A 17,328-nucleotide genomic window follows, 5' to 3' on the forward strand; every position below is an offset into this window, starting at 1 on the left:
CCTATGTCGTGGTGCGGTGGTGGTCGGTCGCCGCCGCGGCGGCGTGGGCGCGGGTCGCCGCGCGGGCGGCGTCGAACCGGGCGCGGGGCAGCGCGTAGGCGGCGAGGTCCGGTCGCGGTTCGACGCGCACCGCCGCGCGCCGGGCCGCCCGCAGGATCGCGGTGTCCGTCCAGGCGCCCGTGCCGAGCAGCGCGAGCGTCGCGGCGCCGAGCGCGGCGCCGTGCCGCGCGTCGTCCGGGCGGCTGATCGGCCGGCCGACGAGGTCGGCGAGGACCTGGAGCATCAGCCGGCCGCGGGCGCCGCCGCCGGTCGCGGTGATCTCCGGGGCGGCGGGTACGGCGGCGAGCATCGGGCGCGCGGCGTCGGCCAGGCTGAAGCCGATGCCCTCGACCAGGGCGCGGGCCAGGTGGCCGTGCGTGTGCCCGAGGTCCAGCCCCAGGTACGCGCCGCGCACGCCCACGCCGCCCTCGGCGACGGTGCCGCCGGCGAGGGTCGGCACGCAGGTCAGCCCGTCCGCGCCGACCGGCACGGCGGCGGCCTCGTCGAGCAGGGCGTCGAGGTCGTCGTCGCGGCCGAGCACGGCGGCCAGCCAGCTCAGGCTGCTGCCGCCGCCGAAGGTCGACAGGGCCGAGATGTACAGGCCCGGCAGGACGTGGTCGAACACGAACGGCCGGCCGACCGGGTCGAGCACCGGGTCGGCCGCGGCCACCGTGACCCAGTTGGAGGATCCCAGCGACACGTACGCCTCACCGGCGTGGTCGAGGCCCGCCCCGAGCGCCATGCACGAGTTGTCGACCCCGCCGGCCACGACGGGTATCCCGACCGGTAGGCCGGTGGCCGCCGCGGCAGCCGCGGTGAGCCGGCCGACGACCTCGGTGGACGGCACGACGGGCGGCCACCAGTCGGCCGGCAGCCCGAGAGCGGCCAGCACGTCAGGCTGCATCCGGCGGGTACCGAGGTCGTAGGCGCCGCTGCCCGAGGCGTAGCTCGGGTCGGTGCGCTGGACACCGGTGAGCCGGGCGTTGACCCAATCCTTGCTGCCGAGGATCCGCGTCGTGCGGGCGGCGACGTCCGGGTGCGCGGAGCGCAGCCAGGCGGCCTTGAACACCGTGTACATGCCGCGTGGGAAGCCGTTGCCGGTGCGCGCGTACCAGTCGGTCTCGTCGGCGTCGGCGAAGTACGCCGCCGCCGCGTCCTCCCCACGGGTGTCGGACCAGATCGGCACCGAGTCCAGCAGGGGCGCGCCGTCCGCGTCGACCGGCACCATCGCCAGGCTGTGCCCGGACAGCCCCACCGCGACGACGCGATGCCGGCCGGCGTCGGCGGCCAGCAGCTCCCGCGACGAGCCGACGACCGCCGCCCACCAGTCCGTCGGGCGCTGTTCGTGCCGTCCCGGTGCCGGATAGGCCGTGGGGTAGGGGGCGAACGCGGTGCCGACGACCTGTGCGGCCAGGTCGACGAGGGCCGCCTTGCAGCCGCCGGTGCCCAGGTCGAAGGCGAGCGCGACGTCGCTCATATCTCCTCCCGCCGGTCCGCGCCACCCTGGTACGGCAACCCGGTACGCATCTGCGCCAGTCGGGTCTTCATCTCGCGGACGTCGCCGAGCGCCGACTCTCCCCGGCGCAGCAGGGTCATGGTGGCGATGGTGTCGATGACGACGAGCTGGGCCAGCCGCGAGATCGTCGGCGTGTAGACGTCGGTGTTGTCCAGGGACTCGACGATCAGCGCGATGTCGCTCAGCTCGGTCAGCGGCGACGGGCCGCCGGTGATGCCGACGACGGTCGCCCCCCGGTCCCGGGCGACGCGTACGGTGTCCAGGATGGAGGCGGTGCGACCGGTGTTCGAGATGGCCACCAGGACCGTCGACGGTGTGCTGGTGGACGCGGCGAGGAACTGCTGGTGCGTGTCGATCGGCGCCGAGCACGGCACCCCGAGCAGCGGGAACTTCTGCTCCGCGTCCATGGCCACGATGCCCGAGGCGCCGAGCCCGATGAAGATGACCCGGCTGGCGGCGGTGATGGCTCCCACCGCCCGGTCGAGGGCCTGGGGATCCAGGTGGCGTCGCACGTGGTCGAGCGAGGTGATCGAGAAGTCAAAGATCTTGCTGACCAGGGTGGCCGTGCCGTCCTCGGCCTCGATCACCGACTGCGTCGCGGGGATGCCGAGCGCGACGCTCTGCGCGAGCTGGATGCGGAAGTCGTGGAACCCGTCGCAGCCGATCGCGTTGGCGAACCGGACGATGGTCGGCTGGCTGACCCCGACCGTCTCGGCGAGTTCGGCCAGCGTCATCCGGACGACCCCGTGGGGATCGGCGAGGACGACGTCGGCGACCTTGCGCTCGGAACGACGCAGTGTCTCCAGGCCCTTGTTGATGCGCTCCAGCACGGTCCCGGCGTTCATCGGGCAGCCACCAGATCGAGGGTGTCGCCATGGTGGGGTACGCGCACCGTGACGCCGCGGCGCGCGGCGGCGTCGAGGTCGAAGGTGGCCGGATCGACGGTGTTGAAGTCAAACATTCCCCAATGATGTGGCACCAGGGTGGGGATGCCGGCAGCCGCGCAGAGCTCGACGGCCTCGGCGAAGTCGAAGTTGCCGGGTACGCCGTGGGCGAGCCGGTGCGCGTCGCGTCCGTTGACCGGTAGCAGCGCCACGTCGATGTTGAGTTCGCCGAGCCGTTCGACCTGCCCGTCCCACGGCGCGCAGTCGCCGGAGTGGTAGATCCGGGTGCCGGCGGCCTCGACGACGTAGCCGAGGAAGTGGTCGTCGCCGCGGCTGTCCAGGAGGCGTTCCTCGTGGGCGGCGGGCAGCGCCGTGACCGTGAAGGGCCCGTAGTCGGCCCGGTCGCCGTCGGCGAGGGGGTCCAACCGGGACCGGGGGGCGCGGGATCGGCGCAGCGCCTCGCCGAGGACCGCGCGGGGGCAGGCCAGCCGGAGTTCCGGCTGGGCGGCCATCAGCGGTACGAGGGTGTCCGGGTCCATGTGGTCGGTGTGCGCGTGCGAGCAGAGCACCGCGCGCAGCGGCGGCAGGCCGGTCGCGGTCACCGGCGGCGGGAGCATCCGGACGTGTGGGAACGTCGTGCCGGCGTACTTGCGGGCCAGGGAGTCCGACAGGTACGGGTCGACGAGCAGGTGCGCGTCGCCGTCGGGGCCGGCGGTGGTGACCCAGAAGCCGGCCTGTCCGAGCCACCGTGCGCGTACCGTCATCGCACCTCCTGGGCCGCGTCGTACAGCCGCTCGAAGTCCGGGCCGCCGGTGGGGATCCCGAGGTCGAACACGGCGTCGATCGCCCTGGTCCAGCCGTGGACGAAGTACCGCCAGCCGTCGGTGACGGTGAGCGCGTCGGCCTCGGCCCGGGCCCGCGCCTGGCGCAGGAAGCCGAGTTCCCCGCGGTAGTTGAACTCCCAGGCGTACCCGCCGTGCGGGAAGGTGGCGTCGTCGCTGAGCGGGGAGCCGGGCCGGTCCTTGCCCATGCCGGTGGCGTTGACCACGAGCGCGCCCGGGGCCAGGCCCGCCAGCAGTTCGTCGTGCACCTCGCCGCGGTCGAGGCGGTGGGTCCGCCAGGTGATCGCCGGGTCGCCGGTGGCGACGTCGGCGGTGAGGGCGGCGAGTCGCTGGTCGGTGACGTCGGTGACGACGACCCGCCCGGGCGCGTCGTCGCCGGCCCGGTGGGCGAAGTGGTCGCAGAGGGCGAGGGCGGCTCCGCCGGCCCCCATGACCAGCACGTCCCGATCCGCCATGTCCGCGACGATGGACCGCAGGGCCATCTGGCTCGTGACGGTGTCCAGGGCCAGGCCGTCGATCCAGCCGTCCCGGGCGACCAGCGCGCTGGTCTCGCGCAGCCGCGCGGCGTCGTCGTTGACCTGTCGCAGCAGGTCGTGGCTGGACGCGTAGAGGTCGAGCTTGTGGGTGGTCACCAGGGCGCCGCGGGAGAGTTCGTCGTCGCGCAGGTGCTCGACGACCCGCCGGTAGACCGCAGGCTCCGCGCCGACCGGCACGTCGATGCCGACGAGGTCGACCCCGTCCAGGTCGAGGAGGGGACGCCATGCCGCGAAGACGCGGTGGATCGCCGACGACGCGGTGCTGACGCCGATGAAGTACATGGTGGGCCGGGTGGCCGGCCGCAGGTCGTCGGGGGTCACGGCGTCACCTCCCCGGCCTGCGCGACCAGCCGCACGGCGTACGCGGTGTTGATGCCGAACCGGGTCGCCCCGGCGTCGAGCAGGGTGTGGAGCTGGGCCAACGAGCGGATGCCGCCGGACGCCTTGATCTCCCGGTCCGCCCCGGCGATCTCGCGGATCACGCGGACGTGATCGGGCGTGGTGGGCCGGGGCTGCCAGCCGGTACCGGTCTTCAGCGACGCGGCCCCGGCGTCGACCGCGGCCCGTGCCGCGTCGCGCAGTTGACTCTCGTCGAGCAGGCCGACCTCGAGGATGACCTTGACGGGTACCCGTCCGTCGACGGCCTCCAGCACGGCGGCGACGTCGCGGGTCGCCGCGGCCAGTTCGCCGGAGCGGACCAGCCCGACGTTCATCACGACGTCCATCTCCTGCACTCCCGCGTCGAGGAGCCAGCGCGCCTCGGTCACCTTGACCGGGGTGGCCGTGCCGCCGGACGGGAAGCCGACCGGGGAGCCGGCGTTGGTGTTCGATCCGTCGAGCAGCGGGCGCAGCACGGGCAGCCAGGAGGGCAGCACGTGAGCGGCGACGAAGTCTCCGGCCAGGGCGTGACCGGCGAGTTCCTCGACGTCCACGCGGCCGTGCTGGGCCTGCACGGCGCTGATGTCGACCATGCGGGCCAACGCGTGGCCGGTGATCTCAACGGGCGGCATAGGAGCGGTTCTCCTCGAGGCGCCATCCGGCTCCGTCGGCGACGGCCCGGTGCCGCATGCCGCCGGAGCGGGCGATGATGCCGTAGTCCTGGCCGGCGTCGGCCGGGTAGCAGAAGAGCGTGACCAGGTCGGTGTCGCCCAGGTTGACGCTGCGGTGGATGTGCACCGGCGGCACGTACGCGACGACGCCGGGGCGCAGCTCGGTCACGACGGTGCGACCGTCGAGGGTCTCCATCAGCATCAGCCCGTGGCCGGCCAGGCAGTGGTAGATCTCGGTGCGGTCCTGTTGGGCGTGGATGTGGCCTCGGGTCATGTGGAACTCGGTGCCGACCCGGCCGGGCGACAGGGTGGAGATCCCGGTGATCAGGTCGCCCGCCTCGGTCGACGGGCGGAACTCGTCGACGTGGTAGATGATCCGGTCGGCCTCGGTCGCCAGGCGCGCGGTGAACGCCGCCTCGTCGGCAAAGAGCCCGCCGAGGTCGGCCAGCCTCTTCTCGTAGCGACCGGTGCGTCCGGCCATCCCCCTCGGGGTGATGACCAGGCCCGGTCCCTGTTGCGGTGCGGTCACCGTGCTCCTCCTGCCCCAGGCGGCGGACCCGTACGGCACGCCCCTCAGCTCACTTTGTAGCAAAATTACATCAGGATGTCACCCACCCGCATGGCCCCGAGGTGCCGTTTGTAGCGAAACCGTACTGATTTCACTCGGTTGGCGGAATGGTTGGGGGTGCGATAACTGAACTTCACGGGTAAATCGGACTTATAGCGGTAGTGCAGTTACCGGATCGCTGCACCCTCGGCTAACGTTCGGGAAACACAGCGTTGACATCCGGACGGTCAAATGTAGTGTTGCTCCGTAAGTGTGGGCCTGCGCACACGGCACACGTGCAGAGACCACAGCGACGCCGAAGGGATACGTCCCGGGTCACCCGGGCGGCGCCCCTATGGCGGACCACTGACTCCTCGAAGAACGCACGGGGAACGTCCCACCCCCACCAAACATGGAGGAAAGATGTCCAACCGGACACGCGGCAAGACGCTCGCCCGAGGCGTCGCCGCACTGCTGGCCGTCACCCTGGCCACCACGGCCTGCGGTGCCGACGACTCGGGCAGCGGCGAGCCGGCCGACCCGATCGCCGGGCGTCCCGTGCCGACCGACCAGGCTCCGGACTCCGAGGTCAAGATCGCCATGATCGGGTTCGCCAACAACCCGTACTGGGTCTCGGTGAAGGCCGGCGCCGACTACGCCGACCGGGTGCTGGGCTCCAACAAGGGCAAGGTGGACTGGATCGTCGCGGGCGAGAACATCGACGTGCAGACGGTCTCCAGCGCCATCCGCGCCGCCGACGCCCAGGGCTACAAGGGCGTCGGGTTCTTCATCGCCGGCGAGGGCAACTGCGCCGACATCAAGAACCTGTCGGCCAAGGGCATCAAGATGGGCGTCTACAACACGCTCTTCGACTGCGTGGGAACCTCCGGCGGCACCATCAACTACGCCCAGGAGCAGTACAAGGCCGGTCAGACCGCGGCCCAGGAGATGATCAAGGCCGCCGGTGACAAGTCCGGCAAGGTCGGCATCATCGTCAGCCAGTTCACGGCCCCCGGCTCGGAGCAGCGCCGACAGGGCTTCGTCGACGGGCTCAAGGGCTCGAAGCTGACCCCGGTCAGCCAGGGCGTCGAGGCCAAGGACTCCGCGTCCAACACCTTCGCGGCGGCGCAGAACTACCTGCAGTCCACCGCCGACCTCGTCGGCATCTACGCCACCGCCGGCGGCCCGTTCGGCGCGGCCCAGGCCGTCGCCGCCGCCAAGAAGCAGGACACCGTCAAGGTCATCGGTTTCGACATCACCACCGAGAACATCGCGGCCGTCAAGGACGGCTCGATGCACGGCGTGATCGGTCAGGACGCGTTCGGTCAGGGCTACAACGTCGCGGTCGAACTGTTCAACGCCGCCGTGACCGGCCAGCAGCCCGCCGAGGTGAAGCAGGAGGCCACCGCCCCCTTCGTCACGAAGGCCAACCTGGCAGAGCACGACCCCTCGGTGAAGCCGCTCGGCGCCCCGGGCGCCTCCTGATCGGAGAAGCCACCACCTCATGGAACCGACTAACCATGTGGACGACGTCAGGCCGGCGGCCCTCGCGGCCGCCGGCCTGACAAAGTCGTTCGGCGCGGTCAGGGCGCTGCGCGACGTGTCGCTGGAGTTCCCGGCCGGTCAGGTCACCGGACTGCTCGGGGAGAACGGCGCCGGCAAGTCCACCCTCATCCGCCTGTGCTCCGGTCAGATGCAGCCCGACGCCGGCCGGCTCACCCTCAACGGCGAGGACGTCTCCTTCGCGAGCCCGCTGGAGGCGATCGCCGCCGGAGTGGTGGTGGTGAACCAGGAGCCGCTGCTCATCGGCGAACTGACCATCGCCGACAACCTGTTCCTCTACGACCTCGGTGAGCGCTCCGGGTTCGGGCTGGCCCGGCGCGGGGCGAACGTCCAGCGGGCCCGCGAGTTGCTCGACCGACTGGAGATGGCCGACTACCTGCCCGACCCGTCGACGCTGTGCCGCAACCTGTCGGCGGCGTCCCGGCAGATGGTCGACATCGTCCGGGCGCTCTCCCGCCAGCCCAAGGTCCTCTTCCTCGACGAGCCCAACTCCAGCCTGACGCACGAGGAGTCCGAGCGGCTCTTCGCGGTGATGGCCCGGCTGCGCGACGAGGGCGTGGCGGTCGTCCTCGTCAGCCACCGGCTGGCCGAGGTCTACTCGATCGTCGACAACGTGATCGTGCTGCGCGACGGCACGTTCATCGCCGCCGGCCCGCCCGGCGAGATCGACCAGAAGCGGGCCGTCGCGTTGATGGCCGGCGAACGGAAGCGGGCGGTCGTGGCGGAGGTCATGGCCGACCGGAGCGGGGCGATCGAACAGGCCGAGGTGGCGTTGGAACTGCGCAACCTGACCGGCGAGGGCTTCACCGACGTCAGCTTCACGGTCCGCCGCGGTGAGATCGTCGGGATGTCCGGGCTGGTCGGCGCGGGCCGTTCCGAGATCGCCGAGGCCGTGATCGGGCTGCGCCGCCTGACCGGCGGTGGCATCAGCGTCGCCGGCCGGCCCGTGCGGATCGGCGGACCCGGCGCGGCCCAGCGGCTCGGCCTCGCCTACGTCGCGGAGGAACGCCGCACCGAGGTCTTCCACGCCCAGAGCGTCGGCTACAACCTCACCGTCCGGGTGCTGTCGGACCTGGGTCGGCTCGGCTGGGTCTCCCCACGCCGGACCAGCGCGAAGGCGCGCGAACTGACCGGGCGCTTCGGCGTCAAGGCCGCCTCCAGCGAGGCGCCCATCACCTCGCTGTCCGGCGGCAACCAGCAGAAGGTGCTGCTCGCGCGGGCCCTCGCGGCCCGGCCGAAGGTGCTGATCCTCGACGAGCCGACGCGTGGCGTCGACGTCGGCACCAAGGCCGAGATCTACGCGACGCTGCGCGCACTGGCCCACGACGAGGGCCTGGCGGTGTGGTTCATCTCGTCCGAACTCGAGGAGGTCGTCGAGCTGGCCGACCGCGTGGTCGTCGTCCGTGGTGGACGCGTGACCCTCGATGCCCCGAACAACGCCGGACCCCAGCCCATCGTCGCCGCGGCCATGGGCGCGACCGAAGGATCAACATGAGTGCCACTCTCGCCCCCCAGAGGCAGGAGCGCTCCTGGAAGGAGGGCGTCCTGTCACTCGTCAAGCGCCAGGAGACCGGGCTGCTTGGCGTGATCATCGTGCTGGCCCTGATCGTCAGCGTGGCGAACGAGAACTTCCTCCGTAAGGACAACCTGTACAACGTACTGCAGACGGTGGTCGTGGTCGGCATCATCGCCGTCGGACAGACGTTCGTCCTGATCTCCAAGGAGATCGACCTCTCGGTCGGCTCGGTGCTGGCCCTCTCGGCGGTAACCGCCGGCTCGGTCTACGGCAGCGGGGCCAACCCGTGGGTGGCCGCGGCCGTGGGCATCGGCGTCGGCGCGCTGTGCGGTTTCGCCGTCGGCTCCGTCGTCGTGCTCGGCCGGGTCAGCTCGTTCATCGTGACCCTCGGCATGCTCTCCATCGCGCGTGGACTGACCCAGCTCATCACCGGCGGCCTGCCCCAGGCGATGCCGAGCGAGCTGTCCTTCATCGGTCAGGGTCGGGTCTTCGGCGGCATCCCGGTGAGCGTCATCATCTTCCTGGTGCTGGTCCTGATCGGCCAGCTCCTGCTCACCCGCACCGTCTTCGGCCTGCGGGTCACCGCCATCGGTGACAACGACGCCGCCGCCCGTACCGGCGGCATCCCGGTGGCATGGACCCGGGTGCTCACCTTCGTCCTGATCGGCACGCTCGCCGGCATCGCCGGGATCGTCTTCTCCACCCAGGTCGGCGTGGCCGAGGCCCAGGCCGGCATGGGCTACGAACTGGACGTCATCGCGGCGGCCGTCATCGGCGGTGCCAGCCTCTCCGGCGGCCGAGGATCGATCATCGGAGCCTTCCTGGGCGCCTGCCTGCTGGGCGTCCTGCGCAACGCGTTCATCCTGCTGGCCCTGTCGCCGTTCCTCCAGCAGCTCAGCATCGGTCTGGTCATCGTCCTGGCGGCGGTGTTCGACCAGTGGCGTCAGGGCAACCTGGGGCACCTGCACCCGCGCAACCTCCGCCAGCAGCTCATCCGCCGCAAGGCCTGACCTCCGCTTCCTCGCGAAAGGACCCGCACCATGAAGCCTCAACCTTTCCGCCTCCACGACCAACGGGTCGTCCGCGCGTTCGTCGAGGCCCGTCGGGAGCACACCCCGACGGAGCCGCGGCTGAAGTTCGGCTGGAGCAACTGGGGGTTCGGCACCGAGGAGCTGGCCGCGACCGCGGCGCGGCTGGAGAAGAACGACGTGCGCTACATCGAGCTGCACGGCAACCTCTACTCCCCCGACCTCGGGTACCGGCCCGACGAGACGCTGCGGGTGCTCGGCGAGCACGGCATCACCGTCTCCGGCGTCTGCGGCATGGTCACCCCCGACCAGGAGTTCGCCCACAACCTGCCGCACGTGCGGGCCCGCGCCATCGAGTACTTCCGCCGCCAGGCGACGTTCACCCAGGCGGTCGGCGGCTCGTACCTGCTCTTCGGCGCCGGTTCGGTCGGCCGGCCCACGGTCCAGGACTCCTACGAGCTGGAGCGTTCCGCGCAGACGATGCGGCTCGTGGCCGACGACTTCGCCGCCGCCGGCATCCGGGGCGCGGTCGAGCCCATCCGGCCCGAGGAGACCAGCGTGGTGCACACCTTCGCGCAGGCCCTTCGGCTGCTCGACCTGGTGGACCACCCGGCGATCGCGCACATCAACGGCGATCTCTACCACATGCTCAGCGGCGAGCGGCACATCGGCGCCACGATCCTCGACCACGGCGACCGCATGATCAACCTGCACCTGGCGGACAGCAACCGCCACGCGCTCGGCCACGGCCTGCTCGACCTCGACGTGGTGCTCATGGCGCTGTACGCCATCGGCTACCAGCGGGGCGACAACTACTGCTCGGCGGAGCCGCTGGGCGCCGGCGGCAACCCCTACGCCGCGATGAACCTGCCGCCGCAGCCCGAGCGGCTCGACGAGCTGGTGCGCGACACCGTGCGGACGTTCCGCGAGCGCGAGGACGAGGTGCTGGGCGCGAGCGACGAGGAGCTCTACGCCCTCTACCAGATCGACTCCGAGTAGTCCGATGTCGGCGTTCACGCTGCACGTCGTGTGTCCCAACCCGGCCCTCGACCGGCTCCAGGTGGTGGAACGGTTCCGGCCGTTCGAGGTCAACCGGGTGGTCGAGGTACACAGTCTGGCCGGCGGCAAGGGCATGATCGTCTGTCGGGGGGCGCGTCGCCTCGGCGCGGGCGTCGCGGCGTACGGCTTCGCCGGTGGCGCCGTCGGCCAGGTGATCCGTGACGGCTGCGTCGACCTCGGCGTGCTCGACCGGCACGTCGGGATCGCCGGTGAGACCAGGGTGACGCCGGTCGTCATCGACCGCAGCACCGGTCGCTCGACGGTGCTCAACGAGCGCGGCCCGCAGGTCACCGCCGGTGAACAGGAAGAACTGTTCGCCGGACTCGACGCGACGGTGCGCCCGGGGGACGTCGTGGTCTCCACGGGCAGTCTGCCGCCGGGCTGCGCCACCGACCTGCACGCCCGGGTCGCCCGGCTGGCGCTCGCCCGGGGGGCGACAGCGCTCGTCGACGCGCACGGCGAGCCCCTCGCCCGGGTCGTCGACGACGCCCGGAGCACCCGGCCCGCGGGTCGGCTCGTGGTCAAACCCAACGCGGAGGAACTGGCCGGCGTGCTGGGCCGGCCGCTGCCGGACCGGGCCGCCACCATGGCCGCCGTACGCGAGCTGCACGCGCAGACCGGCGCCACCTTCGTGGTGACCCTCGGCACCGACGGGGCGGTCTGGACCGACGGCGCCGACGACCTGGCGGTGGACACGCCGACGGTCGAGACGGTCAACGCGACCGGCTCCGGTGACTCGTTCCTGGCCGGCCTCGCGGTCGCCCTCGGCCGGGGCGAGAGCCCGGCGGCGGCCCTGACCCTGGCCTCGGCGATGGGGGCCGCGAACGCCGCCTCGCTCGCACCCGACGTCGACCCGGTGCTGGTCGGGCGGCTGCGGGAGAGTGTGACGGTGACCAGGGGGACGGCCGGACGGGCGGCCCACGGATGAGTCAGTTCATCGGCGTGGACATCGGCACCACGCGGACGAAGGTCGGTTGCTACGACACCGACGCGGGCCGGCTCGTCGCGCTCCGGCACGCGCCCACCGTCGTCGACCCCGACCCGTGGGGCGGCCGACGGGACGCCACGCGACTCGCGGCGGCGGTCGGCGACCTGCTGGCGGAGCTGCTGGCCGACCCGGCGGTACGGCCCGACGACCTCGCCGGGATCAGCGTCGGTTCGGTCGGGGAGGAGGTCGTCCTGCTCTCCGCCGACGGCACCGTCACCGCGCCGGTGCTCGCCTGGTTCGCCGGGCACGGCCAGCAGGCCAAGGTGGCCCTGGGCGGTGACAGCGGCTGGGCCGGCACAGACGAGACCTTCTCGGTGTTCAAGCTGCGCTGGCTGGCGGAGCACCTGCCCGACGAGCTGGCGGCGGCGCGCACCTTCACCTCGCTCGCCGACTTCGTCGCCCGGGACCTGCTCGCCGACCGGACGGCCCCGGTGTTCCTCAACGTCTCGCACGCCTCGCGTACCGGGCTGCTCGACATCCGCGCGGGCCTGCTGCGTACGGACGTGCTGCCGGACCTCGGTGTGGCCACGCCGGCGCTGCCCGACCTGGTCGACAGCGCCACCGTGGTGGGTCGCACGTCGGGCGGCGGCGTGCTGCCGGCGGGTGTCCCCGTGGTCGCCGGCGGCCACGACCACATGTGCGGCGCCTTCGGCACCGGCGTCCGCACCGCCGGCGACGTCTACGTGTCGGTCGGCACCTCGGAGGCGCAGGTGCTGCTGGTCGACGAACTGCCCGACAGGGTCGGACCGGGCCTCGACACGGGGATCTTCGTGGCGGGCGGCCTGCGTTTCGTGCACCGCGCCACCCCGTCCGGCCGGTACTACCAGGCCTGGCACGACATGCTCTACACCGGTGTCCCCGACGCGACGATGTGGGAGGAACTGGCCCGCGTCGTCGACCAGGTCGACCCGGCGGTGGTCGAGGCCGACGTGCGTCGCGCCCGACTGGCCGCCATGCCGATGGACGTCACCCGCGCCCACGCGATGGCCAGCCTGTTGAAGGGACTCGCGGTGGAGGCCGAGGCGACGACCGCGCGGCTGGGCCGTCTCAGCGCCGTCGAGATCACCGACGTCACCGTCGGAGGGGTGGCCGCCGGCTGGCAGACGTGGCGCCGGTTGCGCCAGGAGGCCACCCGCCGCCGACTGAGATTCGTGGACGAGCCCGAGGCGACCGTTCTCGGCGTCGCCGTTCTAGCCCAGTTCGGTGTCACCGGCCGGGCCGACGTCCCGGTGCACCTGACCACCGCCGAACCCCCCGGAGGAAACCATGAACACGCCTGAGTTGCTGCGAACGCACCGCCTGGTTCCGGTCGTCGTCCTCGACGACGCCGCGTCGGCCGAACCGCTGGCCGACGCGCTGGCGACCGGGGGCCTGCCGATCGCCGAGGTCACCTTCCGCACCCCGGCGGCGGCCGAGGCGATCGCCAGGATGGCCGCCCATGGCGGCGTCACGGTCGGCGCCGGCACGGTCACCACCCCCGACCAGGTGGACGCGGCGGTGCGGGCCGGTGCGCGGTTCGTCGTGTCGCCCGGGTTCAGCGCGGCCGTCGTCCGCCGGTGCCAGGAGCACGGGATCTTCGTGCTGCCGGGTGCGAGCACCGCGACGGAGGTCATGACGGCCCTCGAAGCGGGGGTCACGGTGCTCAAGTTCTTCCCCGCCGGCAGCTCCGGCGGGGCTGCGGCGGTGTCCGCCCTGTCCGCGCCGTTCCGTCAGGTCTCCTTCGTGCCGACCGGCGGCATCGACGCCGACTCGGCCGCCGACTACCTCGCGCTGCCGTCGGTCCTCGCCGTGGGCGGTAGCTGGATGGTGCCCCGTGCGGCGATCGCGGCCGGCGAGTTCGACCGCGTCGCGGACCTGGTGGCCGCCAGCGTGGCGGCCGTCGCGCGCTGAACCCGTCCCGTTTTCGCAACAAAGCCCAAACCGCCCTGGCCGGCTCACCGATGGGACGAGACTGGAGGTGCAGAGGCACGAGAATCAGCTGGTGAAGGGCCGGGAGGGAGCACGCCGTGACATCGGGATCGATGAGCCGACGGATCAAGGATCTGCTCAACAGCCCCAGAGGGCGTGATTTGATGCGGCGTGGCCGCCACCAGGCGGCCAAACCCGGCACTCAGCAGAAGCTTCAACAGTTGGTGGCCCGCCTGACCGGTCGGTCGGGCCGACGCCGCTGAGCCGGCCGGCTGACAGGACCAGCGGGAGCAGCCATCATGAGCGACACCGGCCTCGGCACCGACCGTCAGCGGGGCAGCGATTACGCCGACCTGTCCCGGCAGGTTCGCGCGGAGGGTCTACTCGACCGGCGGCGAGGCTACTACGCGGTACGCATCGGTCTCGTCGTCGGTTCCTTCGCCGGGCTGTGGGCGCTGTTCGGCTGGTTGGGTGAATCGTGGTGGCAACTGGGCGTCGCGGTGGCCCTCGCGGTGGTCTTCGCGCAGGCCGGTTTCATCGGCCACGACGCCGGGCACCGGCAGATAGCCAGCTCGCGCCGGATGAACGACCTGATCGGCATCCTGCACGGCAACCTCCTGACCGGGATCAGCTACGGCTGGTGGGTGGACAAGCACAACCGGCACCACGCCCACCCCAACACCGAGGGCAGAGATCCCGACATCAGCATGGCGGTGTTGTCCTTCACCAGCGGCCAGGCCCGGCGACGGCGCGGCCTCGGCGCACTGTTCGTCCGGCACCAGGCGTACCTGTTCTTCCCGCTGCTCCTGCTGGAAGGCCTGCACCTGCACGCCGCCAGCGTCCGGGCGGTCTTCGGCCGGCGCCGCACCGCGCGTCGACCTGTCGAAGCCGGGCTGCTGGCCCTGCACCTCGTCGGCTACCTCGCCGCCGTCTTCGTGGTCCTGAGCCCGGCACAGGCGGTCGCATTCGTCCTCGTCAACCAGGGCGTGCTCGGCCTCTACCTCGGCTGCTCCTTCGCCCCGAACCACAAGGGCATGCCGATCCTGAGCGCCGGGGACAACCTCGACTACCTGCGGCGGCAGGTCCTCACCTCCCGCAACGTGCGCGGCGGGGCGTTCCTCGACACCCTGCTCGGCGGCCTGAACTACCAGATCGAGCATCACCTGTTCCCGAGCATGCCGTGCCCCAACCTTCGCCGCGCCCGGCCGTTGATCATCCGGTTCTGCGCCGAACACGACATCGCCTACCACGAAACCACCCTGGGCCGCTCCTGGGCGGAGGCACTGCGCCACCTGCGCGACGTCGGATCGCGTACCCCGTAGACGCACCTCGCCGCCGCTGCGGCCACTACGCGTGGGCGCCGCCTCCGGGCGGCTACCGAGCGGAACTCCCCCGCCGTCCGCCGGGCGGTGGTGGGAGTTCGACCATCGCCGCGATGAGCGTGTCCACCGGCACGGTGGCGAAACCGACCCGGGCGTCGCTGGCCCCGTACGGCAGCCACAGCAGGCCGGAGTGGACGAGCCCACCGCAGGAGTAGACGACGTTGGGCACATACCCGTCGCGTTCGGCCTCGTCCGGCGCCAGGAGCGCGCCGGGGAGCTCGGCGAGGACCCGTTCCGGTCGGTTCAGGTCGAGCAGGAGCGCGCCGATGGCGTACCGGCGCATCGGGCCGACACCGTGGGTGAGTACGAGCCACCCGGCGTCGGTTTCGATGGGTGACCCGCAGTTGCCGACCTGGATCAGTTCCCAGCTGCGGCCGGGGGCGTGCAGCTGCACCGGCGCCTGCCACCGGCTGTCGCCGTCCAGGCAGGTCAGCCCGATGGTCTCGCCGTCGGCGCGGCACAGGGCGAGGTGGCGACCGCCGACGGTACGGGGGAACAGCGCGACGCCCTTGTTGCGGGCGCCCGGGCCGCGCATCGGGGTGATCTCGAAGCGCCGCAGGTCGGGGCTGGCCAGCGCCCGGGTGGCGATGCGCCGGCCGTCGTACGCGGTGTAGGTGGCCCGGTACACCGGTCCGGACTCGTCGGTGAACCTGACGAACCGGGCGTCCTCCATGCCGTTGCTCTCCGCCGGGGTGGCCGGCCAGAGCACCCGTTGATGCAGGCTGGTGTCGGCGGGGAAGGTCACGGCGTAGCTGGCGGCGTTGGTGCGTCGCACCTGTTCGACGGTGTGCGGCGCGCTGCCGCGGGAGAGCAGGTCGGGCGGGAGGCCGGCGAGGGTCCGCTCGAAGGTGGCCTCGTCGTAGCTTTCGGGCAGGGAGTCCAGCACGGTGGCGGAGACCTCGTTGTCGCAGTCGTCCTCGGCCAAGCCGGCGGCGAGCAGGTCCCGGCGGTGCCGTACGGCGATCTGCTGCCCGACGACGAGCGGGCCGGGGCGGCCGGCGACGGCGAGACGGCCGTCGGGTCCGAACACGGCGCTGGCGAACCCGATCGAGGACAGGTGTCCCTCGCCGATCTGGCGCAGACTGATCGCGACCCGCTGTTGTCCCGGTTCCAGGCCGTCCTGGTCGGGGTGGACCACCATCGACGGGTTGCACAGCGCGGCGGACTCGACCGCGTACTCGTGGGTGAAGTAGGCGCCGACCAGGAGACGGGTGGTGGGGGAAAGGTCCCGGGCCCGGGGGGCCCGGTGCCGGACGAGGTCGTAGTGGTGCTGGAACGTGCCGGCCAGGTCCCGGTGCCGGCCACCGAATCGGTGGAGGGTGTCCCGCAGCAGCCGGCCGGTCTCCTCGTCGTCGAGGTGGGCGACGCGGTCGATGAGCGCCTGCGCGCGGGTGCGGGCCACGGCGGCGTCCTCGCCGGGCACGAAGAGCTTGACGATGACCCGGCTGGGGTCCGGACTCAGGGTGAGGTTCTGCCGGACGGCCAGGTTCCGGGTCACGACCACCGCCGTGCGTGCTGCAGGGTGGAGATCAGCGCGAGGGTGGACTCGGCACCCTGGTTGAGGTTGGGTCCGTGCGGGGTCAACCCGTCGTAGCCTCCACCGGTGGCCGGATCCCACATCGGCGTGCCGACGTCGTTGTCGCCGAGGAACCAGCCCACAGCCTGCCGCACCCCGCCGTCCCAGACAGGGTCGCCGGTGACCGTGCCGGCCGTGGCGCAGGCATCGGCGAAGGCGGCCACCTCGATCGGCTGCTGGTCGTGGCGGAGCCGCGCCGCACCCCGCTCCCAACCCGCGGCCGGTACGACCGACAGCCGCCCGTCGCGCAGTTGGACGTCGCGCAGCCAGGCCAGCATCCGCAGGCCGCCGTCGAGCAGGGGGCCGTCGTGGCGCAGTTGGCTGGCGGCGATGACGACCTCCGCGAGGGCCGCGCTGGCGTAGGTCAGGCGCGGCTGGGGCCAGGGCCATCCCGGCTCCGCCGACGGGGTGCCGATCGCGGCTGCCGCGTCGGCCAGCAGCGCTGCCGCGGCGGCATGGGTGGGGTGACGGCGCAGCACCTCGACGGCGCCGAGCCCGGCGAAGGCCATCGCGTGCGGGGCGGGGCTGCGCCGCACGGCCCCCGCGCTGAAGGCGACGAGCGCCTCCTCCCGGATCCAGGCCGCGGGGCTGCGGGCGGCGGCGGTACCCAGGCCCCACAGGGCCCGTCCCCACCAGTCGCCGAGCCCGGGCCGGTCGGCCCAGCGCCGGTCGTGACCGAGCCGGTTGTGGAAGGCGCCACGGGCGTCCTGCGCGTGGGTCAGGAAGGCGAGGTAGCACTCCGCGAGCCGGAGCACCGCGCCGGTCGGCTCCGGCTCCCGGCTCGTGACGAGCAGACCCCGGGCGACGTCGTCGGTGCAGTAGCCGTGTTCCCGGCGGACGATGGCGTGCCGGGCGTGCTCGAACAGGCCGGTGTCGTCGCTCAACCGGGCCAGAT

16 protein-coding genes are annotated in these 17,328 nt (G+C 72.3%); 8 read left to right on the plus strand and 8 right to left on the minus strand.

Annotation, left to right across the window (positions count from 1 at the left end; all coding sequences use genetic code 11):
* Position 1: 1 nt before the first annotated feature.
* From ACH4T9_RS18150 to ACH4T9_RS18175, 6 genes are read right to left on the minus strand one after another with little or no spacing between them, the layout of a single operon-like run.
* Positions 2 to 1,516 (minus strand): FGGY-family carbohydrate kinase, encoded by a 1,515-nt coding sequence (locus ACH4T9_RS18150; protein WP_396672285.1) that lies wholly within the window; start codon positions 1,514 to 1,516, stop codon positions 2 to 4.
* Positions 1,513 to 2,400 carry a MurR/RpiR family transcriptional regulator gene (locus tag ACH4T9_RS18155; protein ID WP_396672284.1) on the minus strand — a complete coding sequence of 296 codons (888 nt, stop codon included), beginning with the start codon at positions 2,398 to 2,400 and terminating at the stop codon, positions 1,513 to 1,515. Before ACH4T9_RS18155 ends, ACH4T9_RS18150 begins: the two co-directional genes overlap by 4 nt.
* The gene (locus ACH4T9_RS18160) at positions 2,397 to 3,203 is read right to left on the minus strand and encodes an MBL fold metallo-hydrolase (RefSeq protein WP_396672283.1); all 807 of its coding nucleotides are present in this window, start codon (positions 3,201 to 3,203) and stop codon (positions 2,397 to 2,399) included. The genes ACH4T9_RS18155 and ACH4T9_RS18160 overlap by 4 nt, the downstream gene beginning before the upstream one ends.
* Positions 3,200 to 4,138, minus strand: a complete 939-nt coding sequence (locus ACH4T9_RS18165) for a hypothetical protein (protein WP_396672282.1) — start codon at positions 4,136 to 4,138, stop codon at positions 3,200 to 3,202. The genes ACH4T9_RS18160 and ACH4T9_RS18165 overlap by 4 nt, the downstream gene beginning before the upstream one ends.
* Positions 4,135 to 4,827, minus strand: coding sequence for a deoxyribose-phosphate aldolase (deoC, locus tag ACH4T9_RS18170; protein ID WP_396672281.1), 693 nt, complete (start codon positions 4,825 to 4,827; stop codon positions 4,135 to 4,137). The genes ACH4T9_RS18165 and deoC overlap by 4 nt, the downstream gene beginning before the upstream one ends.
* Positions 4,814 to 5,395: a glucose-6-phosphate isomerase family protein gene (locus ACH4T9_RS18175; RefSeq protein WP_396672280.1), complete on the minus strand. Its 582-nt coding sequence runs from the start codon at positions 5,393 to 5,395 to the stop codon at positions 4,814 to 4,816. Before ACH4T9_RS18175 ends, deoC begins: the two co-directional genes overlap by 14 nt.
* A gap of 441 nt (positions 5,396 to 5,836) precedes the next feature.
* On the opposite strand from ACH4T9_RS18175, the gene ACH4T9_RS18180 reads away from it, so the two are divergent.
* The 8 genes from ACH4T9_RS18180 (at position 5,837) to ACH4T9_RS18215 (ending at position 14,797) form a co-directional block, all read left to right on the plus strand.
* Positions 5,837 to 6,898 (plus strand): sugar ABC transporter substrate-binding protein, encoded by a 1,062-nt coding sequence (locus ACH4T9_RS18180; protein ID WP_396672279.1) that lies wholly within the window; start codon positions 5,837 to 5,839, stop codon positions 6,896 to 6,898.
* A gap of 19 nt (positions 6,899 to 6,917) precedes the next feature.
* Positions 6,918 to 8,471 (plus strand): sugar ABC transporter ATP-binding protein, encoded by a 1,554-nt coding sequence (locus ACH4T9_RS18185; protein WP_396672278.1) that lies wholly within the window; start codon positions 6,918 to 6,920, stop codon positions 8,469 to 8,471.
* Positions 8,468 to 9,502, plus strand: coding sequence for an ABC transporter permease (locus tag ACH4T9_RS18190; protein ID WP_396672277.1), 1,035 nt, complete (start codon positions 8,468 to 8,470; stop codon positions 9,500 to 9,502). The genes ACH4T9_RS18185 and ACH4T9_RS18190 overlap by 4 nt, the downstream gene beginning before the upstream one ends.
* Before the next feature lie 30 nt (positions 9,503 to 9,532).
* Positions 9,533 to 10,519, plus strand: coding sequence for a sugar phosphate isomerase/epimerase family protein (locus tag ACH4T9_RS18195; protein ID WP_396672276.1), 987 nt, complete (start codon positions 9,533 to 9,535; stop codon positions 10,517 to 10,519).
* A gap of 4 nt (positions 10,520 to 10,523) precedes the next feature.
* Positions 10,524 to 11,507 (plus strand): 1-phosphofructokinase family hexose kinase, encoded by a 984-nt coding sequence (locus ACH4T9_RS18200; protein ID WP_396672275.1) that lies wholly within the window; start codon positions 10,524 to 10,526, stop codon positions 11,505 to 11,507.
* A complete protein-coding gene (locus ACH4T9_RS18205) occupies positions 11,504 to 12,847 on the plus strand; it encodes an L-fuculokinase (protein ID WP_396672274.1) in 1,344 nt (447 codons plus the stop codon). Before ACH4T9_RS18200 ends, ACH4T9_RS18205 begins: the two co-directional genes overlap by 4 nt.
* Positions 12,834 to 13,457, plus strand: a complete 624-nt coding sequence (eda, locus tag ACH4T9_RS18210) for a bifunctional 4-hydroxy-2-oxoglutarate aldolase/2-dehydro-3-deoxy-phosphogluconate aldolase (RefSeq protein ID WP_350885478.1) — start codon at positions 12,834 to 12,836, stop codon at positions 13,455 to 13,457. The genes ACH4T9_RS18205 and eda overlap by 14 nt, the downstream gene beginning before the upstream one ends.
* 317 nt (positions 13,458 to 13,774) lie before the next feature.
* Positions 13,775 to 14,797 carry a fatty acid desaturase family protein gene (locus ACH4T9_RS18215; RefSeq protein WP_396672273.1) on the plus strand — a complete coding sequence of 341 codons (1,023 nt, stop codon included), beginning with the start codon at positions 13,775 to 13,777 and terminating at the stop codon, positions 14,795 to 14,797.
* A 52-nt stretch (positions 14,798 to 14,849) separates the two neighbouring features.
* Here ACH4T9_RS18215 and ACH4T9_RS18220 read toward each other — a convergent pair whose 3' ends face one another.
* Both ACH4T9_RS18220 and ACH4T9_RS18225 read right to left on the minus strand, forming a co-directional pair.
* Entirely contained in the window at positions 14,850 to 16,355 is a 1,506-nt protein-coding gene (locus ACH4T9_RS18220) for a glycoside hydrolase family 130 protein (protein ID WP_396672272.1), read from the minus strand.
* Positions 16,352 to 17,317 carry a glycosyltransferase gene (locus ACH4T9_RS18225; RefSeq protein ID WP_396672271.1) on the minus strand — a complete coding sequence of 322 codons (966 nt, stop codon included), beginning with the start codon at positions 17,315 to 17,317 and terminating at the stop codon, positions 16,352 to 16,354. Before ACH4T9_RS18225 ends, ACH4T9_RS18220 begins: the two co-directional genes overlap by 4 nt.
* Positions 17,318 to 17,328 lie beyond the last annotated feature (11 nt).

This window comes from Micromonospora sp. NPDC020750 (assembly GCF_044334565.1).
Classification (GTDB): Bacteria; Actinomycetota; Actinomycetes; order Mycobacteriales; family Micromonosporaceae; genus Micromonospora.